Source organism: Streptomyces virginiae, assembly GCF_040638905.1.
Classification (GTDB): domain Bacteria; phylum Actinomycetota; class Actinomycetes; order Streptomycetales; family Streptomycetaceae; genus Streptomyces; species Streptomyces virginiae_B.
In genome coordinates, this window is record NZ_JBEZYV010000014.1 from 86,428 (window position 1) to 101,817 (window position 15,390).

Sequence of the window (15,390 nt, forward strand, 5' to 3'; positions counted from 1 at the left end):
AGTCCCCGCATGGACTTCGGCCTCGTCCTCCAGACGGACCCACCGGCCTCCCAGGTCGTCAGCCTCATGAAGCGCGCCGAGCGCAACGGCTTCCGCTACGGCTGGACCTTCGACTCGGCGGTCCTGTGGCAGGAGCCGTTCGTCATCTACAGCCAGATCCTCGCCAACACGCAGAAGATGCACATCGGCCCGATGGTGACCAACCCGGGCACCCGCACCTGGGAGGTCACCGCCTCCACCTTCGCCACCCTCAACGACATGTACGGCAACCGCACCGTCTGCGGGATCGGCCGCGGGGACTCGGCGATGCGGGTCGCCGGTCGCGCCCCGAACACCCTGGCCCGGCTGGGCGAGGCCATCGACGTGATCCGCGACCTCGCCGAGGGCCGCGAGGCCGAGGTCGACGGCAACCCGATCCGGATCCCGTGGATCCGGGACGGGAAGCTTCCGGTGTGGATGGCCGCGTACGGACCGAAGGCCCTCGCGCTGGCCGGGCAGAAGGCGGACGGGTTCATCCTCCAGCTCGCCGACCCCTACCTCACCGAATGGATGGTCAGGTCCGTCCGGGAGGCGGCCGCGGCGGCCGGCCGGGACCCGGACGCCCTCACCATCTGCGTGGCGGCCCCGGCGTACGTGGGTGACGACCTCGCCCACGCACGCGACCAGTGCCGGTGGTTCGGCGGCATGGTCGGAAACCACGTCGCCGACCTGGTGGGCCGCTACGGCGAACACTCGGGGCTGGTCCCGGACGCCCTGACCGAGTACATCAAGGCCCGCCAGGGCTACGACTACAGCCATCACGGCCGCGCCGGCAACCCGTCCACGGACTTCGTGCCCGACGAGATCGTCGACCGCTTCTGCCTGCTGGGACCGGTCGAGGCCCACATCGAGAAGCTGCGGGCCCTGCGCGACCTCGGCGTCGACCAGTTCGCCCTCTACGCCATGCACGACGAGAGGGAGGCCACGATCGACGCCTACGGCGGACACGTCATCCCGGCGTTGGACTGACTCCCGCCGCCGTCCCGAGGACCGGGCACGTGCCCGGTCGCCCGGCCGTGCGCGAGTCGCTCGCCCGATGCGGGCGGCTCCTGGCCGAGCATGCGCTGCATCGTGCCCGCCGCCCGCACGGACGCGTCGGCGCAGCAGTTGTTGAACAGGACGTGCACGGAGTCGGCCTGCCGTGCCACGTCCCGCAGGCGTGTGACCCACGGGGCCAACTCCGCCTCCGTGTAGGTGTGGCGGTACGCCGCCTCCTTGCTGCCCGGGCCGGAAGAACCCCACTCGGGGCTCCGCCCGTGGAAACGGACGACGGCCAGCTCCGGCGTGGTGACGGCAGTGACCGGAGGAACGGACGAAGGAAGTCCCTGGGCCGTGTCGACGGCGACGGCCGCCGACCCGCACCGGCCGAGGAGCCGGGCGGTCGCGGTCCGCCGCCGCGCACTCCACCACTCCGGGTGGCGAAATTCCACCGCTACCGGCCAACCTTCCGCCCGCCCGGTGCTCTCCTCGACCAGTTGCTCGCCCCTCGGACCCGGAGCCAGCGAGGGCGGGAACTGGAACAGCAGCGTCCCGAGCCGCCCGCTCTCGCGCAAGGGCTCCAGAGCGCTGCTGAAGCGCTGCCACACTTCCTCCAGCAGCCCGGGGTCGGCGCGTACCCGAGCGGGGGCACCCGGTTGCCGCAGGTCGGCCGGGAGGGCTGCGGTCCGTGTGGGATGGCCGGTGAGGAGGGAGAACGCCTTCACGTCGAAGCGGAAGCCGGGCGGGGTCCGACTGGCCCACAGCGCGCTGTTGCGCAGGCTCGGCATCCCGTAGTAAGTGGAGTCGACCTCGACGACTGGGAAACGGGTGGCGTAATACCTCAGCCGTCCCTCCGCGTCACGTTGCCCGGCGGGGTACCACCCGCCGGCGACCAGTGACGGATCCGTCCATGAACACGTGCCCACCGAGATGTCACCCATGGGGACGCGGATACCCCCTCCGCCCGGCGCTACCGGTCCCGCCCGCAGTCCCTGCCGCACCCGGACGGCTCACGCGCCGGTTCACCCCGTGGCCCCCGCGTGTGCGCGCCGCGTTGACCGGGGCCGGTGGGCTTTGTCGGTCCGCCGTGATGTGATGGGCGCATGATCGATGAGTTCCTGGCCCGTGGCCTGCCCGATGTGGAAGAAGCCGTCCGCAAGGCGGCGGCGGTCGAGATCATGCCGAGATTCAGGCAGCTCGCCGAGCACGAGGTCGACGAGAAGACCGGGCCGCACGATCTGGTGACCATCGCCGACCGCAGGGCGGAGGAACACCTCACGGCCGCCCTGACCCGGCTGCTGCCCGGCTCGGCCGTCGTCGGCGAGGAGGCCGTGCACGCCGACCCCACCGTGTACGAGGCGCTGCGCGCGGACGCCCCCGTGTGGATCGTCGACCCCGTCGACGGCACCCGCCAGTTCGTGGGCGGCGACCCGGCCTTCTGCACCCTGGTCGCGCTGGCCCACCGCGGGGAGATCCTCGCCTCCTGGACCTTCGCCCCGGCCCTGGAGGAACTGGCGACCGCCGTGCGCGGACAGGGTGCGTACGTCAACGGGCAGGAGATCCACAGCGGTTCGCCCGAGCCCGGCACCGATCTGCGCGTCGCCATCGCCCACCCCCTCTACACCTCCGACGAGAACAAGCGCACCCTGGCCCGGCTGGACGTACCCGGCGTCGCCGCCAGGCCCTGCGGTTCGGCCGGCCTGGAGTACCTGAAGGTGGCCCGCGGCGAGATGGACGCCCTCGCCTTCACCTGGCCGTCGGCCTGGGACCACGCCGCCGGACTGCTGCTGGTCGCCGAGGCCGGCGGCGCGCAGAGCACCGTCGACGGGGTCCCCTTCCGGGTGGACCGCGACAATGCCCTGCCGTTCGCCGTCGGACGGGACGAGGCCACCGCCGTACGCATCCGGGAGCTGCTCCGGGGCGCGTAGGCCGGGTCTTTTCGGACCACGCCGGGCTCGCGGCCGGCCTGATCCGAAAGACACGGCCCGGGGGTCCGGCGGGTCCTGCCCCACCGGCCCTCGCAATATCCTGGAGGTGCAAGCGCCGCCGGAAACGAAGGAGTGCAAGTGCCGTCGATTTTCGATGTGGTCGTGGTGGGGGCGGGCCCCAACGGGCTGACGGCCGCCGTCGAACTGGCCCGGCGCGGCTTCTCCGTGGCCGTCTTCGAGGCCGCCGACACGGTCGGTGGCGGAGCCCGGACCGAGGAGCTCACCCTCCCCGGCTTCCGGCACGACCCCTGCTCGGCGGTGCACCCGCTCGGCATCGGCTCGCCGGTCTTCGCCACGATGCCGCTGAAGCGGTACGGGCTGGAGTGGCTGCACGCCCCGCTGCCCATGGCGCACCCCTTCGACGACGGCACGGCCGCCGTCCTCTCGCGCTCCGTCGCGCAGACGGCGGCATCCCTGGGCCCGCGCGACGCCGGCGCCTACCGGCGACTGGTCGGACCGTTCCTCGGCCGATGGGACACCCTCGCCCGGGACTTCATGTCCCTGCCGAACACCGCGCTGCCCCGCGACCCGGTGACCCTCGCCCGTTTCGGGCTCGCCGGACTGCCGCCCTCGACCTGGCTCCTGCGCCGCTTCCGGGACGAACGGGCCCGCGCGCTGTTCGCCGGACTCGTCGCGCACGTCATCGCACCGCTCGACGGGATCGGGACCGGCGCGGTCGGCCTGGTCTTCGCCCTCGCGGCCCACGCCGGCGGCTGGCCGATGCCCCGCGGCGGCTCCCAGTCCATCTCCGACGCCCTCGCCGCGTACCTGCGCGACCTCGGCGGCCGGATCCACACGGACTTCGAGGTCAAGCGGCTCGACGACCTCCCGCCCGCCCGCGCCTACGTCTTCGACACCTCGCCGACCGCACTGGCCCGGATCGCCCGCCTCGGGCGCGCGTACGACGGCTACCGGTACGGCGCCTCCGTATTCAAGATCGACTACGCCCTGGACGGCCCGGTCCCGTGGACGGCCGAGGAGCCGCGCCGCGCCGGCACCGTCCAGGTCGGCCCGCGCACGCGCGACATCGACGCCGCCCTCCAGCTCGCCTCGGGCGGCCGGGCCCCCCGCACGCCCTTCCTCATCACGGCGCAGCCCAGCCTCGTCGACCCCGGCAGGGCTCCCGACGGCAAGCACGTCTTCTGGGCGTACGGACACGTCCCCGCGGGCTGGGACGGCGACCTCACCGAAGCCGTCGAGCGCCAACTGGAGCGCTTCGCCCCCGGCTTCCGCGACCTGGTCCTGGCCCGCGCCACGGCCGGTCCGCCCCAGCTCGCCGCCCGCAACGCCAACTACGTCGGCGGGGACATCGCCTGCGGAGCCGCCTCGGGCCTCCAGCTCCTGCTGCGCCCGAGGCTCAGCCTCTCCCCGTACACCACGGCCCACCCGGCGGTCTTCATCTGCTCCTCGGCGACCCCTCCGGGGCCGGGCGTCCACGGCATGTCCGGCCACAACGCCGCCAAGGCCGTCTGGCGCCACCTGCGCAAGGCCCCCTGAGAGCGGCGCCCGACCCCGGCAGCACCCTTGAAAGGACTTTCGATGGTCCGCATCACCCTCGTCCGCGGCGACATCACCGCCGAGAAGGCCGACGCCATCGTCAACGCCGCGAACTCCTCCCTGCTCGGCGGCGGCGGGGTCGACGGCGCCATCCACCGCAGGGGCGGCCCGGAGATCCTCGCCGCCTGCGAGGACCTGCGGCGCTCGCACTACGGCAAGGGCCTGCCGACGGGCCGTGCCGTCGCCACCACGGCCGGCCGGCTGGCCGCCGGGCACGTCATCCACACCGTCGGCCCCGTCTGGTCGCGCGAAGAGGACCGGTCGGAGCTGCTCGCCTCCTGCTACCGCGAGTCGCTGCGCGTCGCCGACGAGCTGGGCGCCCGTACGGTCGCCTTCCCGGCGATCTCCACCGGTGTCTACGGCTGGCCCATGGACGACGGCGCGAGGATCGCGGTCGGGACGGTCCGGGCGGCCCGTACCGAGGTTCAGGAGGTGCGCTTTGTCCTCTTCGACGAAGCCGCCCACGCCGCCTTCGAGGCGGCGGTCGAGGCGTCCCGGTAGGCGTTCCGGGGTCCGGCATGCTCCCGTCGGACGTCCCGGCGGGCCTCACGCCCCCGGCGGCCGCCGGGAGGCACCCGGCGCCGGCCGCGGATAGGTCCTGGACTGCTTCACGCTGCCGTACGCGAAGCTCGACTCGATCGAGGCGATCCCGGGGATGGCGTGGATCCGGTGGCGCACCAGCGCCTCGTAGGCCTCCAGGTCCTCGATGACGACCCGGAGCAGGTAGTCGCTGCTGCCCGCCATCAAGTAGCAGTCCTGGATGTGCTCGATGACCGCGACGTGCTCCTCGAAGAGGCGCACCGCCTCCGCCGTGTGCCGCTCCAGCCGGATCCGGACGAAGACGGTCACCGGCAGCCCGAAGGCGACCTGGTCGACCATGGCCGTGTAGCCGCGGATCAGACCCGCCTCCTCCAGCCGCCGGACCCGGCGCAGGCAGGGCGACGGAGACAGCCGGACGCGGTCGGCCAGTTCCTGGTTGGAAAGGCGCCCGTCCGTCTGCAATTCCCGGATGATCTGCAGATCGACTGCGTCCATGGCCACTCCTTGGCAGATCCTGCCCCAAACGTATGTCCGAGAGGCAGAACTGGCAATCGGCTGCCCCGGCTCAAGGCCTAGCGTTGCCTTGAGCGGACCGGACCGGTCCGTGTTCCAGAGGCTGGAGTGGATCCCTTGGTCGCGACGCACACCACCCGGGCGACCCTGCCTCCCGATGCGGCGGGCCCGTGCGCCGGACACCCCGGCCGGCGCGGGCTCTCCCCCCAGGCCCAGGGCATGCTGGCTCTGCTGGTGACGGTGTCGATCTGGGCGGCGTTCGCACTCAGCGCCCGCGCCCTGAGCACCTCCTCGCTGCTGCCCGCCGACGCGGCGCTGCTGCGGTTCGGCCTCCCCCTCGTCGTGCTCTTCCCCGCCCTGTGGCGGCGCCGCCGCGCCATCGCCGCGGTACGGCCGGGCCCCGCCCTGAAGATCGTCTGCGGTGCCGGGGTGCCCTTCTTCCTGGCCGCGATGAACGGCGGGGCCCTGACGTCGGCGGCCTTCGTCGGGTCCATCGTCCCCGGCATGGTCCCGCTCTTCGTCTCACTGATCATGATCCGGCGCGGGCACGGCGTCCCGAGGGGGACACAGGCCGCGGGCCTGGCGCTGATCGCCGCCGGTGTCGTCGCCCTCGTCTGGCGCTACGTCGTCCCCGTGGACACCGACGTCCTCGCCGGCTCCGGCATCCTCCTGGTCGCCAGCGGCCTGTGGGCCCTCTACACCGTGGGACTGCGCGAGGTGGACCTCGATCCCGTCGGATCGATCGGACTGCTGTGCCTTCCCTCCTTCGTGATCATCGGACTGCTCGTCCTGACCGGGGTCCTCCCCACCGGCATCGCGCACGCCGCGGGCGGCGACATCGTGCTGTTCCTGGTCGTGCAGGGGCTCGGCGTCGGCCTCTGCGCGGGCCTGCTGTACGCCTTCGCCATCCGCCGTCTCGGCGCCGAACGCAGCTCCGTCGTCGGCAGTCTCAGCCCCGTCGCCGTGGTCCTGCTCGCGATCCCCCTGCTCGGCGAGTCACCGACCGCCGCAGTCCTCGTCGGCGTCCCGCTCATCACCGCCGGCGTCGTCCTCGCCAACCGCCGCCCCCGACCCGAGGTCCCCGCACATGCTTGAGCTCCTCCCCCCGCCGCCCACCGACCCGCTGTGGGACCTGACGTACGAGTTCGGCGGCGACGAGCGGCCCGAACGCCTCAACCTCGTCCTCGGCGTCTACCGGGACCAGTCCGGGACCACCCCCGTCATGGCCGCCGTCCGCGAGGCCGAGATCCGGCTGGCGCAGCGCTCGGAGTCCAAGGAGTACCGCGGGCTCTCCGGCAACACCGCCTTCAACCGCTCCCTGCTCGACCTGGTCCTGGGGCCGCACGGGCCCGCCGAGCGGGCCGCGGCCGTCCAGACCGTCGCGGGCTCCGGCGCCCTGCGGCTCCTCGCCGACCTGGTCTTCCGTACCCGCCCCGGCGCCACGGTGTGGATCAGCGACCCGGCCTACGTCAACCACCGGCCCATCCTGGAGGCCGCCGGGCTCAAGGTCCGCACCTACGGGTGGCGGGACCCGGAGGGCGGCTTCGACACGGCCGGCGTGCTGCGGGAGCTGGCGGACGCGGGCCGCGACGATGTCGTCCTGCTCCAGGGGAGCTGCCACAACCCCACGGGCGTCGACCCCCTGCTGGACGACTGGGAGGCGCTGGCCGAATCGGCCGAGCGCGGCGGCTGGGTGCCCTTCGTCGACCTCGCCTACCACGGGCTCGGCGACGGCCTGGAGGCCGACCTGCTGGCCACGCGGATGCTGGCGGCCCGGGTGCCCGAGATGCTGATCGCCGTGAGCTGCTCGAAGAACTTCGGCCTCTACAGCGACCGCGTCGGCTGCGCCATCGTCCTCGGCTCCTCGGGCCGGGCCGTGCGGTACGCCGAGACGGCCCTGCAGAACGCCGCCCGGACCCTGTACTCGATGCCGCCCGAGCACGGCGCCGCCGTCGTGACCACGATCCTCCAGGACGAGGGGCTGCGGGCCTCCTGGCGCGCGGAGCTGGACGTCATGCGCGGCCGGATCATGGCCAACCGCGCGGATCTGACCGACCACCTCGCCGCGCTCGGCTGCACGGAGCAGGCGCGCTCGCTGGCCCGGCAGAAGGGCATGTTCTCGATGCTGCCGCTGTCCGCGCACCAGATGCTCCGGCTGCGCAGGCAGTACGCCATCTACGGGACGACCTCGGGGCGGATCAACATCGCCGGCATACCGGCCCACCGGATCCCCTGCCTGGCCCGGGGGATCGCGGCGGTCCTGGACACGGCCGAGGTGCCCCGCCCGCGCGAGCTCGCCTGAGCCCCGGGCCGGGGCCGCCGCAGGTGTTACTCCGGCTCGGTGTCCTTGAAGCACCGGGAGTACACGGCGAAGTTGATCAGGTTCTCGCCCCCGTCGGAGCTGTCCATCCACTGGGCCTCCAGCTGGGTGTGGGACGCCTCGTGGACGGCGAGGACCTCGGGAGTCTTCGCCTTGGTGTTCTCGTTCGGGCCGTTCTTCACGACCTTCCAGCCGTTCTGCGGCAGCTGCGCGGCGAGGTTCTTCATACCCGTGTCGAGGGCGTCGTGGTCCACGCCGTACACGGACCAGACGTGCCGAACGTTGCGCAGGCCCTGCTTCTTCTCCTCGCTGGTGCCGCAGGGATAGGTCGCCGGCCCCCCGTCGGTCACCTTGCCTTTCACCTGTGTCATGTCGAGGGCCCTGCTCGACAGGTCGCCGACCTCCTTCTCCACGTCCCGGTGGGCGCGGGGCTGCGGTTCGTAGGTGCGCTTGGCGGAGGGTTCGCTGTCCATGAGAGTGCATCCCGATGCGAGGGTCAGGGCGCCCAGGAGCGCCAGTGCCGTGACGTTGTACCTGTTCTTGCGGTCCATTAGTGGGGCGCCGCCCTTTCCAGATCGACCCGGTCGTAGCGGCCCGCTATGACGGCCGCCTGGTTGCGCAGACTGAGGGACGCCTTGCCGTCCTCCTCGTCCCAGAAGCCTCCGTGGCCCGGGGCGTCGCTGCGCATCTTGTTGGCGCCGAAGGACTCGTCCGTCGGAATGGTCCAGTTGTCGCCGAGACCGGCGAACCGGCCACCACCCGTGACGAAGTTGTCGTCGCCCCCGCCCTCCATCGCCCACACGTGCTTGGGCTTGAAGCCCAGGTCGGCGGCGTGGTCCGCCTGCATGCCGGGACTGCCGGCCACGACCACGTCGTCGACGGGCAGGGGATCGGCCCATGTGTCGGCGTACTCGCTGCGGTACTTCGCCGTGTCGCCGATCAGCGTGGATCCGTAGCTGTGGCCCATGAGCGTCGTGTGCGAGCTGTCGCCGGTGGCCGAGCGGTGGGCCGCCTCGGTGCCGTCGAGGAACTGCCGCAGCGTCGGAGCGCCCTGCTGCCCCCACTTGTCCTGGGTGGCCTCGGTGAGGATGGTGTTCGGGGCGTCGTAGTCGAACCAGGTGATGGTCGACACCGACTTGCCGGGCGCCAGCGCCGAGGACTCGCGCCACAGGGCGTCGCTCTTCGCGGCCTCGTCCTCGATGCTGCCCAGGGTCGTCTTCGTGCCCGGCACGAAGACGGCTGTGTGGTCCGCGGTGTCCGGGTTGCCGTTGGCCAGGATCACCCGTCCGTCGTTGTTCGCCTCGGCGTCGAAACCGAGCAGGTACGCCTGCGGCAGCCCGCGCCTGCCGGTCTCGTCGAAGCGCTTCTGGATGGTGTCCATGCCCTGCAGCCGGTCCTCCAGGTGGGCCTTGCGGTCCCCGTGCTTGTCGTTCCAGGCGCTCCACTCGTCGGTCTCTTCGCGCATCCACGCCCGTCCGCGCTGGACGTAGTGGTATTTGGGCTCGGGCTCCTTGGGAATCGCGTTCAGCTCCGTCTTGTAGGCGCCGTGGGTCTCCGCGAGCACCGTGCGGTTGGCGTTGTCGCGGACGTCGGCGGGCAGTCCGTTCATCGCGCCGACGCTCGCCGGCTGGAGGGTGATGTAGGCCTCCCTCTCCCGGTCCGAAAGGCCCTTCCACCACTCGGCGTTCAGCTCCGGGTCGCTGCCCTTCGGCGGCGGCGGCTTGATGTGGGCGAGGTAGTCCTTCGCGCCGGCCTGGACCTGGCCGGTGTCGGCCTGGACGTCGGCCCAGTCGGACTCGGAGACGACGAGGTCGTCGTCGGCTTTCAGCTTGCGCAGTCTGGGGGCCCACTGGGTGTCGGCCTCGGTGGCCTCGGCGACGGCCTGGGCGATCCGGTTGGCTATCTCCACCGCCTTCCCGAAGTTGGGATTGGGGTGGATGTTCGCGGCCTGCCGCTCCAGCGCGGCGGACAGGTCGTTGGCGTCCTTGGTGGGATCGATGACGTTCCCGGAGGGTTTGCCCTTTGCGCTTCCGGAAACGGTGCCGCCGTCCGGCAGCTTGCCGTCCTTCTCCTCGCCCGCGGGCGGGTAGCTGACCGAACCGTCCGGCCCCACCGAGAACTTCGCGGCCTCGGCGTCCGACAGGGCGGCGTCCAGCTTCGACTTGGCGGTCGTCAGTGACGCGGCCAGGGCGCTGAGTGAGGTCGCCGCGAGCCCGCATTCGACCTGCGTGTAGTGGAAGTTCTTGGCCAGCAGGTGCAGTTGGTCGATCGCGGCATCCACGGCCTTGCCGCTCAGCCCGGCTCTCAGCCGCGTGGTGATCTGACTTTCGGCACTCGCGTAGGCGTGGTCGGCCATGCTGCTGACCGACCGGTACCCGTCCGCCGCCTCCGTGAACTCCGAAGGCTTGAGCGCCTTCAGCGTTGCGTAGTCCATCCCCGCGATCACCGACCCCGTAAGTATCTGCGAATGCAATGCTCGCGATCTTACCTACGGGTGTGCGCGGACATGACAGTCCCCGGCAGTCCGTCGGTTCCATGAGCCATCCGCCGTCGCCGATGGCTCCCGTGGTCGACAAGTACTGCCGGGGGCCTGGCCAGAGCCTGGACAAAGTCACTCGAGCCCCAGGACGTCTCCTGAGGGAGGTGCGGCTCTTTCCGGTGATCCGGTGTATTTATGAGTCTCCTCCCTATATGTCCCAAGTCAAGGGTTTCCGGGACGTACGCTGGAAGAAATTCGCGTCGCGAGCCGTACGAGCCCGACGGGAGGTGGGGCCATGACCGCAGGGCCGGAATTCCGGGTCGCGCAGGGGCCCGGCGCCACGGTCTGGGCACCCGAGACGGTCACGGACGACCCGTACAACGCCCAGACCCCGGCGGCCGCGCTGGCCGAGCCCGTCACCCCCGTCGGGGCCTTCTTCGTACGCGACCACTTCCGCGTCCCGCCCACCGACCCCGGCCGGTGGCGGCTCCGGTTCGGCGGCGCCGTCGCCACCCCCCTCTCCATCGGCTACGAAGAACTCCTCACGCTGGAACACCGCGAACTCGACGTCGTCGTGGAATGTGCGGGCAACGGCCGGAGCCTGATGCGACCGCCCCCGCCCGGCCTGCCCTGGAGTCAGCGAGCGGTGGGCTGCGCACACTTCGCGGGCGTGCCCTTCCACCTCCTCGCCGACCGTGCCGGCATCGACCCCGCCGCCGTCGAGGTCGTCTTCACCGGAGCCGACCGCGGCCCGGTGCACGGCCGCCGCACACCCTTCGAACGCAGCCTCCCGCTCGCCGTGGCCCGCCACCCGGACACCCTCCTGGCCACCCGCATGAACGGCGAACCGCTCGCCCCCGGGCACGGGGCACCGGTCCGCCTGGTGGCCCCCGGCCGGTACGCCGTCGCGGATGTGAAGTGGCTGGTCGCAGCGCGGGCCGTGACCAGCCCCTTCACCGGCGTCTTCCAGGCCGAGGAGTACCTCTACCTCACCCCGCGCGGCACCCCCGAAGGCCCCGTGACGACCCTGCGGGTCAAGTCGCTCATCACCGAGCCCGCACCCGACGAGGACCTGCGCCGCGGCCACGAGACCCTGGTCCGGGGCCACGCATGGTCGGGCGACGGAGTGGCCGTGCGCAGCGTCGAGGTGCGGGTCGAACACGAGGACGACGCCCGCGACCCGGACCACGTCCGGGGCTGGCACCGGGCCGTACTCGAACCACCGGCCGGCCCGTACGCCTGGAGCGACTGGTCCTACCGGTGGACCCCGCAGCAGCCGGGACCGTACCGGCTGCTCTCCCGCGCGACCGACGCCCGCGGCGACACGCAGCCGCCGCAGGCCCCGTGGAACGCCCGTGGCTACGGCTGCAACCCCGTGGCCTGTGTCGAGGTGGTGGTCGTATGAACGGTTACGAGGCGACGATCGAGGTCCTCGCCACCCCGTCGCTCGGGGACACCAGCTACCTGCTCGTGAGCGGTGACGAGGCCGCCCTCGTCGACCCGCAACGCGACAGCTGGGAGCTGATGGAGTCCTGCGCAGCCAAAGGGGTCCGGATCCGCTACGTCCTGGAGACACACGTCCACAACGACTACGTCTCCGGCGCGCTGGAGGTCCGCGCGGCGACCGGCGCCACCGTCGCCGGCCCGGCCCGCGCACCGTACGCCTTCGACCACCTGCCCATGGCCGAGGACGACGAGATCCGCGTCGGCGACGTGACCGTGCGGGCCGTGGAAACCCCGGGCCACACCGCCGAACACACCTCCTACCTGGTCTTCGACGACGGCGCCCGGGCCCCGTCGGCCGTCTTCACCGGCGGCAGCCTCCTCGTCGGCAACGCCGGCCGGACCGATCTTTCCGGCAGCGGCCGTACGGAGGAACTCGCCAGGGCCCAGTACCGGACGCTGCGCCGCCTCGCCCTGCTCCCGGACGGCACCCGCGTACTGCCGACGCACGGCGCGGGCAGCTCCTGCGCGGCCGGCCCGGTGTCGGGGGAGCGGACCAGCACGGTCGGCACGGAGCGGCGCACCAACCCCGTGCTCACCGCCCAGGACGAGGAGGAGTTCGTCAGGGGACGGATGTCGGACCTGCCCCCGTACCCCGCCTACTACCGCCACATGGGGTCCCTCAACGGGGCCGGGCCACGGGTGCTCGGCGGCCCGCCCGTGATGCGCCCGCTCACCCCGACCATGGTGGAGGGGCTCCTCGGCGGCGGCGCGCAGATCGTCGACGTACGGGACCGGGCGGCCTTCGCCGCCGGCCACCTCCCCGACTCGATCTGCGACGAGCTCGACGAACGCTTCGCGAGCCTCGTCGGCGAGGTCGTGCCCTTCGGCACGCGGCTGGTCCTCGTCCTGCCCGAACCGCCCGGGGACGCGGCCCACGAGGCGATGGTCCAGCTCCTGCGGATCGGATACGACGACATCGCCGGGTACCTGGCCGGCGGGCCCGACGCCTGGGCGGCCGCCGGCCGCCCGCTGCGCACCTTCCGGACCGCGGACGCGGCCGCCCTGGCCGGGCACGTCGGCGGCAGGCGGGTGCTCGACGTGCGGCCCGACCGCCCCGAAGGCGGCATCCCCGGCTCGCTGGCCGTGCCCCTCGCCGAGCTGCCCCGCAGGATCGGCGAACTGCCCCGGGACCGGGAGATCCTGGTGGTGTGCGGCAGCGGCCGCCGGGCGGCCGTCGCGGCGGGCCTGATCGACCGTGCGGGCATCCCCGTGACCGCGGTGATCAGCGGCGGAGCCCGGGAGCTGATGGCGCACGCCTGACGCAGGCCCGGGCGCGGGTTTCGCGACGCCCCCGCGGAGGTACGGTCCTCACCCGCCCTTCCGGCGACGCGAGCCCGGCGCCGATGCCTCGGATAGGGTGAATCGGTAGCAATTCGGGCCCCCGGGGTGAGGTCGGTGTGGACACGTACCAGTCGACGAGCGAGGTGCCGGACCAGCCGGCGGCAGTCGGCTACGCCGGCGTGCTCCGCGAGCTGCTGCCGATCGCCCTGTGGCGGGAGGACGCCGACGGCCGCATCGTGGAATGGTCGCTGGCCGCCCAGGACCTGCTCGGACACCGCCCCGAGGACATTCTCGGCCGCCCCGGCGCCTCCGTACTGGTCCCCGAGGCCAACCACGAGCTCGCCGACCAGCTGACCCGCCGCGTCCAGGCCGGCGAGACCGTCGTCGGCACCCTCCCCGTACGCCACCGCGACGGGCACCGCGTCGTGATGGAGATGTGGATCGTCCCCGCCGTCGACGCCACCGGGCGCACCGGAGCCATGCTCATCGCCGTGGAGACCTCCGAGGTCCTCCACATGCGCGACTCCCTCGCCGCCCTCCAGAGCCTCTTCACCCAGTCGCCCATCGGCCTCGCCACCCTCGGCCCCGACCTCCGCTTCCTCCGGGTCAACGACGCACTGGCCCGGATGAACGGCATGTCCGCCGCCGACCACCTCGGCAAACGGCTCACCGAAGTCGTCCCCGGGGTCAACGCCGTCGCCCTGGAGGCGACCATGCAGCAGGTCCTCGACCGGGGCACCGCCGTCGTCGACGTCCGCCGCACCGGGCGGACACCCGCCGACCCCGAACACGACCGGACCTGGTCCTGCTCCTACGCCCCGCTCCTCGACGGCTCCGGGCGGCCCCTCGGCGTGATCGCCTCCCTCATCGACATCACCGAGAGACAGCAGGCCCAGGCCGAGGCCGAGCTGGCCCAGCACCGCTTCGCCCTGCTCGCGGAGGCCGGCACCCGCATCGGCACCACCCTGGACCTGCACCAGACCGCCCAGGAGATCGTCGAACTGCTGGTACCGCATTTCGCGGACTCCGCCGACGTACAGCTCCTCGAATCGGTCCTGGGCCCCGACGAGGGCGCAACGCCCGCGGCCTCCACCCGCGGAGTCCTGCGCCGTCTGGCGGCCCAGTTCCCCGACCCCTCCGCCCCCACCGCGAAACTCACCGCCGGCCAGACCTTCCAGATCCCCGCGGGCACCGTCTACGAACGGGTCATCGCCGAGGGCCGGCCCATGAACCTCTACGTCTCCGACATCCCGGCCCTGATCACCTCCCCGCGCGCCGGCGCCCTGAGGTCCTACCTGGCCACCCTGGGCTCGGCCCGCCTGGTCCCGCTCGTCGCCCGAGGCACCGTGCTGGGAGCCGTCACCGTGACCCGGACGCGCGAGCGCGAGCCCTTCGACGCGCAGGACTGCGTACTCGTCGACGAACTCGTCGCCCGCGCCGCCCTCAACATCGACAACGCCCGCATGTACACCCGCCAGCGCCGGGCGGCCCTGACCCTCCAGCGCAGCCTCACCAACAGCGCCCTGCCCGAGGTCCCCGGCCTCGAACTCACCGGCCGCTACCTGCCCGCCAGCGACAACGACGTCGGCGGGGACTGGTTCGACGCCATCCCGCTGCCCGGCGGCCGGACCGGGCTCGTCATCGGGGACGTCATGGGCCACGGGGTCCACGCGGCGGCCGTCATGGGCCAGCTGCGCACGGCCGTACGGACCCTCGCGCGCCACGGCGTACCCCCCGCGCAGCTGCTCCGCTCCCTCGACGCGGTCGTCGCCGACCTCGGCGAGGACGAGATGGCGACGTGCGTGTACGCCGTGCACCACGCGGCGTCCGGCGCCTGCGTCATCGCCCGCGCCGGCCACCCGCCGCCGGCCGTCGTCGCCACCGACGGGACCGTCACCTTCCTCCACGGCCCGCCCGGGACCCCGCTGGGCGCCGGAGGACGCGACTTCCGCACCGAGGAAGTGCACCTGCCCCCGGGCAGCCTGCTCGTGCTCTACACCGACGGGCTCATCGAGGCCCGGGACCGCGACCTCGACCAGGGCATGGAACAGCTGGGCAGGGCCCTGCACGGGGTGGAGCAGCCCCTGGAGGGAATGTGCGACCAGATCCTGCGGCGGCTGCTGCCGTGCGCGCAGGAGGACGACGTGGCGATGCTGCTGGCCCGCTCCCGGCCCGTCTGACCCGCCCGG

13 protein-coding genes are annotated in these 15,390 nt (G+C 72.6%); 9 read left to right on the top strand and 4 right to left on the bottom strand.

The genetic code is table 11. The features are described from left to right. Positions 1-9: 9 nt before the first annotated feature. Positions 10-1,008 (top strand): TIGR03842 family LLM class F420-dependent oxidoreductase, encoded by a 999-nt coding sequence (locus tag AB0F82_RS20990; protein WP_362629851.1) that lies wholly within the window; start codon positions 10-12, stop codon positions 1,006-1,008. Here the strand turns inward: AB0F82_RS20990 and AB0F82_RS20995 are convergent. Beyond that, on the bottom strand, positions 975-1,958 hold the full coding sequence (locus AB0F82_RS20995; RefSeq protein ID WP_362629854.1) for a DUF72 domain-containing protein: 984 nt from the start codon (positions 1,956-1,958) through the stop codon (positions 975-977). The genes AB0F82_RS20990 and AB0F82_RS20995 overlap by 34 nt on opposite strands. 162 nt (positions 1,959-2,120) lie before the next feature. Here AB0F82_RS20995 and AB0F82_RS21000 point away from each other — a divergent pair, with 162 nt between their 5' ends. The 3 genes from AB0F82_RS21000 (at position 2,121) to AB0F82_RS21010 (ending at position 5,063) form a co-directional block, all read left to right on the top strand. Further along, positions 2,121-2,945: an inositol monophosphatase family protein gene (locus tag AB0F82_RS21000; protein ID WP_362629856.1), complete on the top strand. Its 825-nt coding sequence runs from the start codon at positions 2,121-2,123 to the stop codon at positions 2,943-2,945. Positions 2,946-3,083: 138 nt separating this feature from the next. Then, positions 3,084-4,502 carry a phytoene desaturase family protein gene (locus AB0F82_RS21005; RefSeq protein WP_362629859.1) on the top strand — a complete coding sequence of 473 codons (1,419 nt, stop codon included), beginning with the start codon at positions 3,084-3,086 and terminating at the stop codon, positions 4,500-4,502. A gap of 42 nt (positions 4,503-4,544) precedes the next feature. Then, entirely contained in the window at positions 4,545-5,063 is a 519-nt protein-coding gene (locus AB0F82_RS21010; protein ID WP_362629862.1) for an O-acetyl-ADP-ribose deacetylase, read from the top strand. 45 nt (positions 5,064-5,108) lie between these two features. Here the strand turns inward: AB0F82_RS21010 and AB0F82_RS21015 are convergent, their stop codons facing one another. Further along, on the bottom strand, positions 5,109-5,597 hold the full coding sequence (locus tag AB0F82_RS21015) for an Lrp/AsnC family transcriptional regulator (protein WP_362629865.1): 489 nt from the start codon (positions 5,595-5,597) through the stop codon (positions 5,109-5,111). 135 nt (positions 5,598-5,732) lie between these two features. Here AB0F82_RS21015 and AB0F82_RS21020 point away from each other — a divergent pair, with 135 nt between their 5' ends. After that, a complete protein-coding gene (locus AB0F82_RS21020; protein ID WP_362629868.1) occupies positions 5,733-6,710 on the top strand; it encodes a DMT family transporter in 978 nt (325 codons plus the stop codon). Further along, on the top strand, positions 6,703-7,917 hold the full coding sequence (locus tag AB0F82_RS21025; RefSeq protein ID WP_362629871.1) for an aromatic amino acid transaminase: 1,215 nt from the start codon (positions 6,703-6,705) through the stop codon (positions 7,915-7,917). Before AB0F82_RS21020 ends, AB0F82_RS21025 begins: the two co-directional genes overlap by 8 nt. 26 nt (positions 7,918-7,943) lie before the next feature. Here the strand turns inward: AB0F82_RS21025 and AB0F82_RS21030 are convergent, their stop codons facing one another. Continuing rightward, positions 7,944-8,486, bottom strand: coding sequence for a hypothetical protein (locus AB0F82_RS21030; RefSeq protein WP_362629874.1), 543 nt, complete (start codon positions 8,484-8,486; stop codon positions 7,944-7,946). Next, positions 8,486-10,369 carry an alpha/beta hydrolase gene (locus AB0F82_RS21035; protein ID WP_362629877.1) on the bottom strand — a complete coding sequence of 628 codons (1,884 nt, stop codon included), beginning with the start codon at positions 10,367-10,369 and terminating at the stop codon, positions 8,486-8,488. The genes AB0F82_RS21030 and AB0F82_RS21035 overlap by 1 nt, the downstream gene beginning before the upstream one ends. Positions 10,370-10,709: 340 nt before the next feature. Between AB0F82_RS21035 and AB0F82_RS21040 the strand changes: the two genes are divergently transcribed. The 3 genes from AB0F82_RS21040 (at position 10,710) to AB0F82_RS21050 (ending at position 15,381) form a co-directional block, all read left to right on the top strand. After that, positions 10,710-11,819: a molybdopterin-dependent oxidoreductase gene (locus AB0F82_RS21040; RefSeq protein WP_362629880.1), complete on the top strand. Its 1,110-nt coding sequence runs from the start codon at positions 10,710-10,712 to the stop codon at positions 11,817-11,819. After that, on the top strand, positions 11,816-13,180 hold the full coding sequence (locus tag AB0F82_RS21045; RefSeq protein WP_362629883.1) for an MBL fold metallo-hydrolase: 1,365 nt from the start codon (positions 11,816-11,818) through the stop codon (positions 13,178-13,180). Before AB0F82_RS21040 ends, AB0F82_RS21045 begins: the two co-directional genes overlap by 4 nt. 137 nt (positions 13,181-13,317) lie before the next feature. Continuing rightward, positions 13,318-15,381, top strand: a complete 2,064-nt coding sequence (locus AB0F82_RS21050) for a SpoIIE family protein phosphatase (RefSeq protein ID WP_362629886.1) — start codon at positions 13,318-13,320, stop codon at positions 15,379-15,381. Positions 15,382-15,390: the final 9 nt, after the last annotated feature.

Coding starts and splice junctions, on each gene's coding strand:
- AB0F82_RS21000 (WP_362629856.1), top strand. CDS start 2,121: ATGATCGATGAGTTCCTGGCCCGTGGCCTGCCCGATGTGGAAGAAGCC.
- AB0F82_RS21030 (WP_362629874.1), bottom strand. CDS start 8,486: ATGGACCGCAAGAACAGGTACAACGTCACGGCACTGGCGCTCCTGGGC.
- AB0F82_RS21045 (WP_362629883.1), top strand. CDS start 11,816: ATGAACGGTTACGAGGCGACGATCGAGGTCCTCGCCACCCCGTCGCTC.
- AB0F82_RS20995 (WP_362629854.1), bottom strand. CDS start 1,958: ATGGGTGACATCTCGGTGGGCACGTGTTCATGGACGGATCCGTCACTG.
- AB0F82_RS21015 (WP_362629865.1), bottom strand. CDS start 5,597: ATGGACGCAGTCGATCTGCAGATCATCCGGGAATTGCAGACGGACGGG.
- AB0F82_RS21010 (WP_362629862.1), top strand. CDS start 4,545: ATGGTCCGCATCACCCTCGTCCGCGGCGACATCACCGCCGAGAAGGCC.
- AB0F82_RS20990 (WP_362629851.1), top strand. CDS start 10: ATGGACTTCGGCCTCGTCCTCCAGACGGACCCACCGGCCTCCCAGGTC.
- AB0F82_RS21025 (WP_362629871.1), top strand. CDS start 6,703: ATGCTTGAGCTCCTCCCCCCGCCGCCCACCGACCCGCTGTGGGACCTG.
- AB0F82_RS21040 (WP_362629880.1), top strand. CDS start 10,710: ATGACCGCAGGGCCGGAATTCCGGGTCGCGCAGGGGCCCGGCGCCACG.
- AB0F82_RS21035 (WP_362629877.1), bottom strand. CDS start 10,369: ATGGACTACGCAACGCTGAAGGCGCTCAAGCCTTCGGAGTTCACGGAG.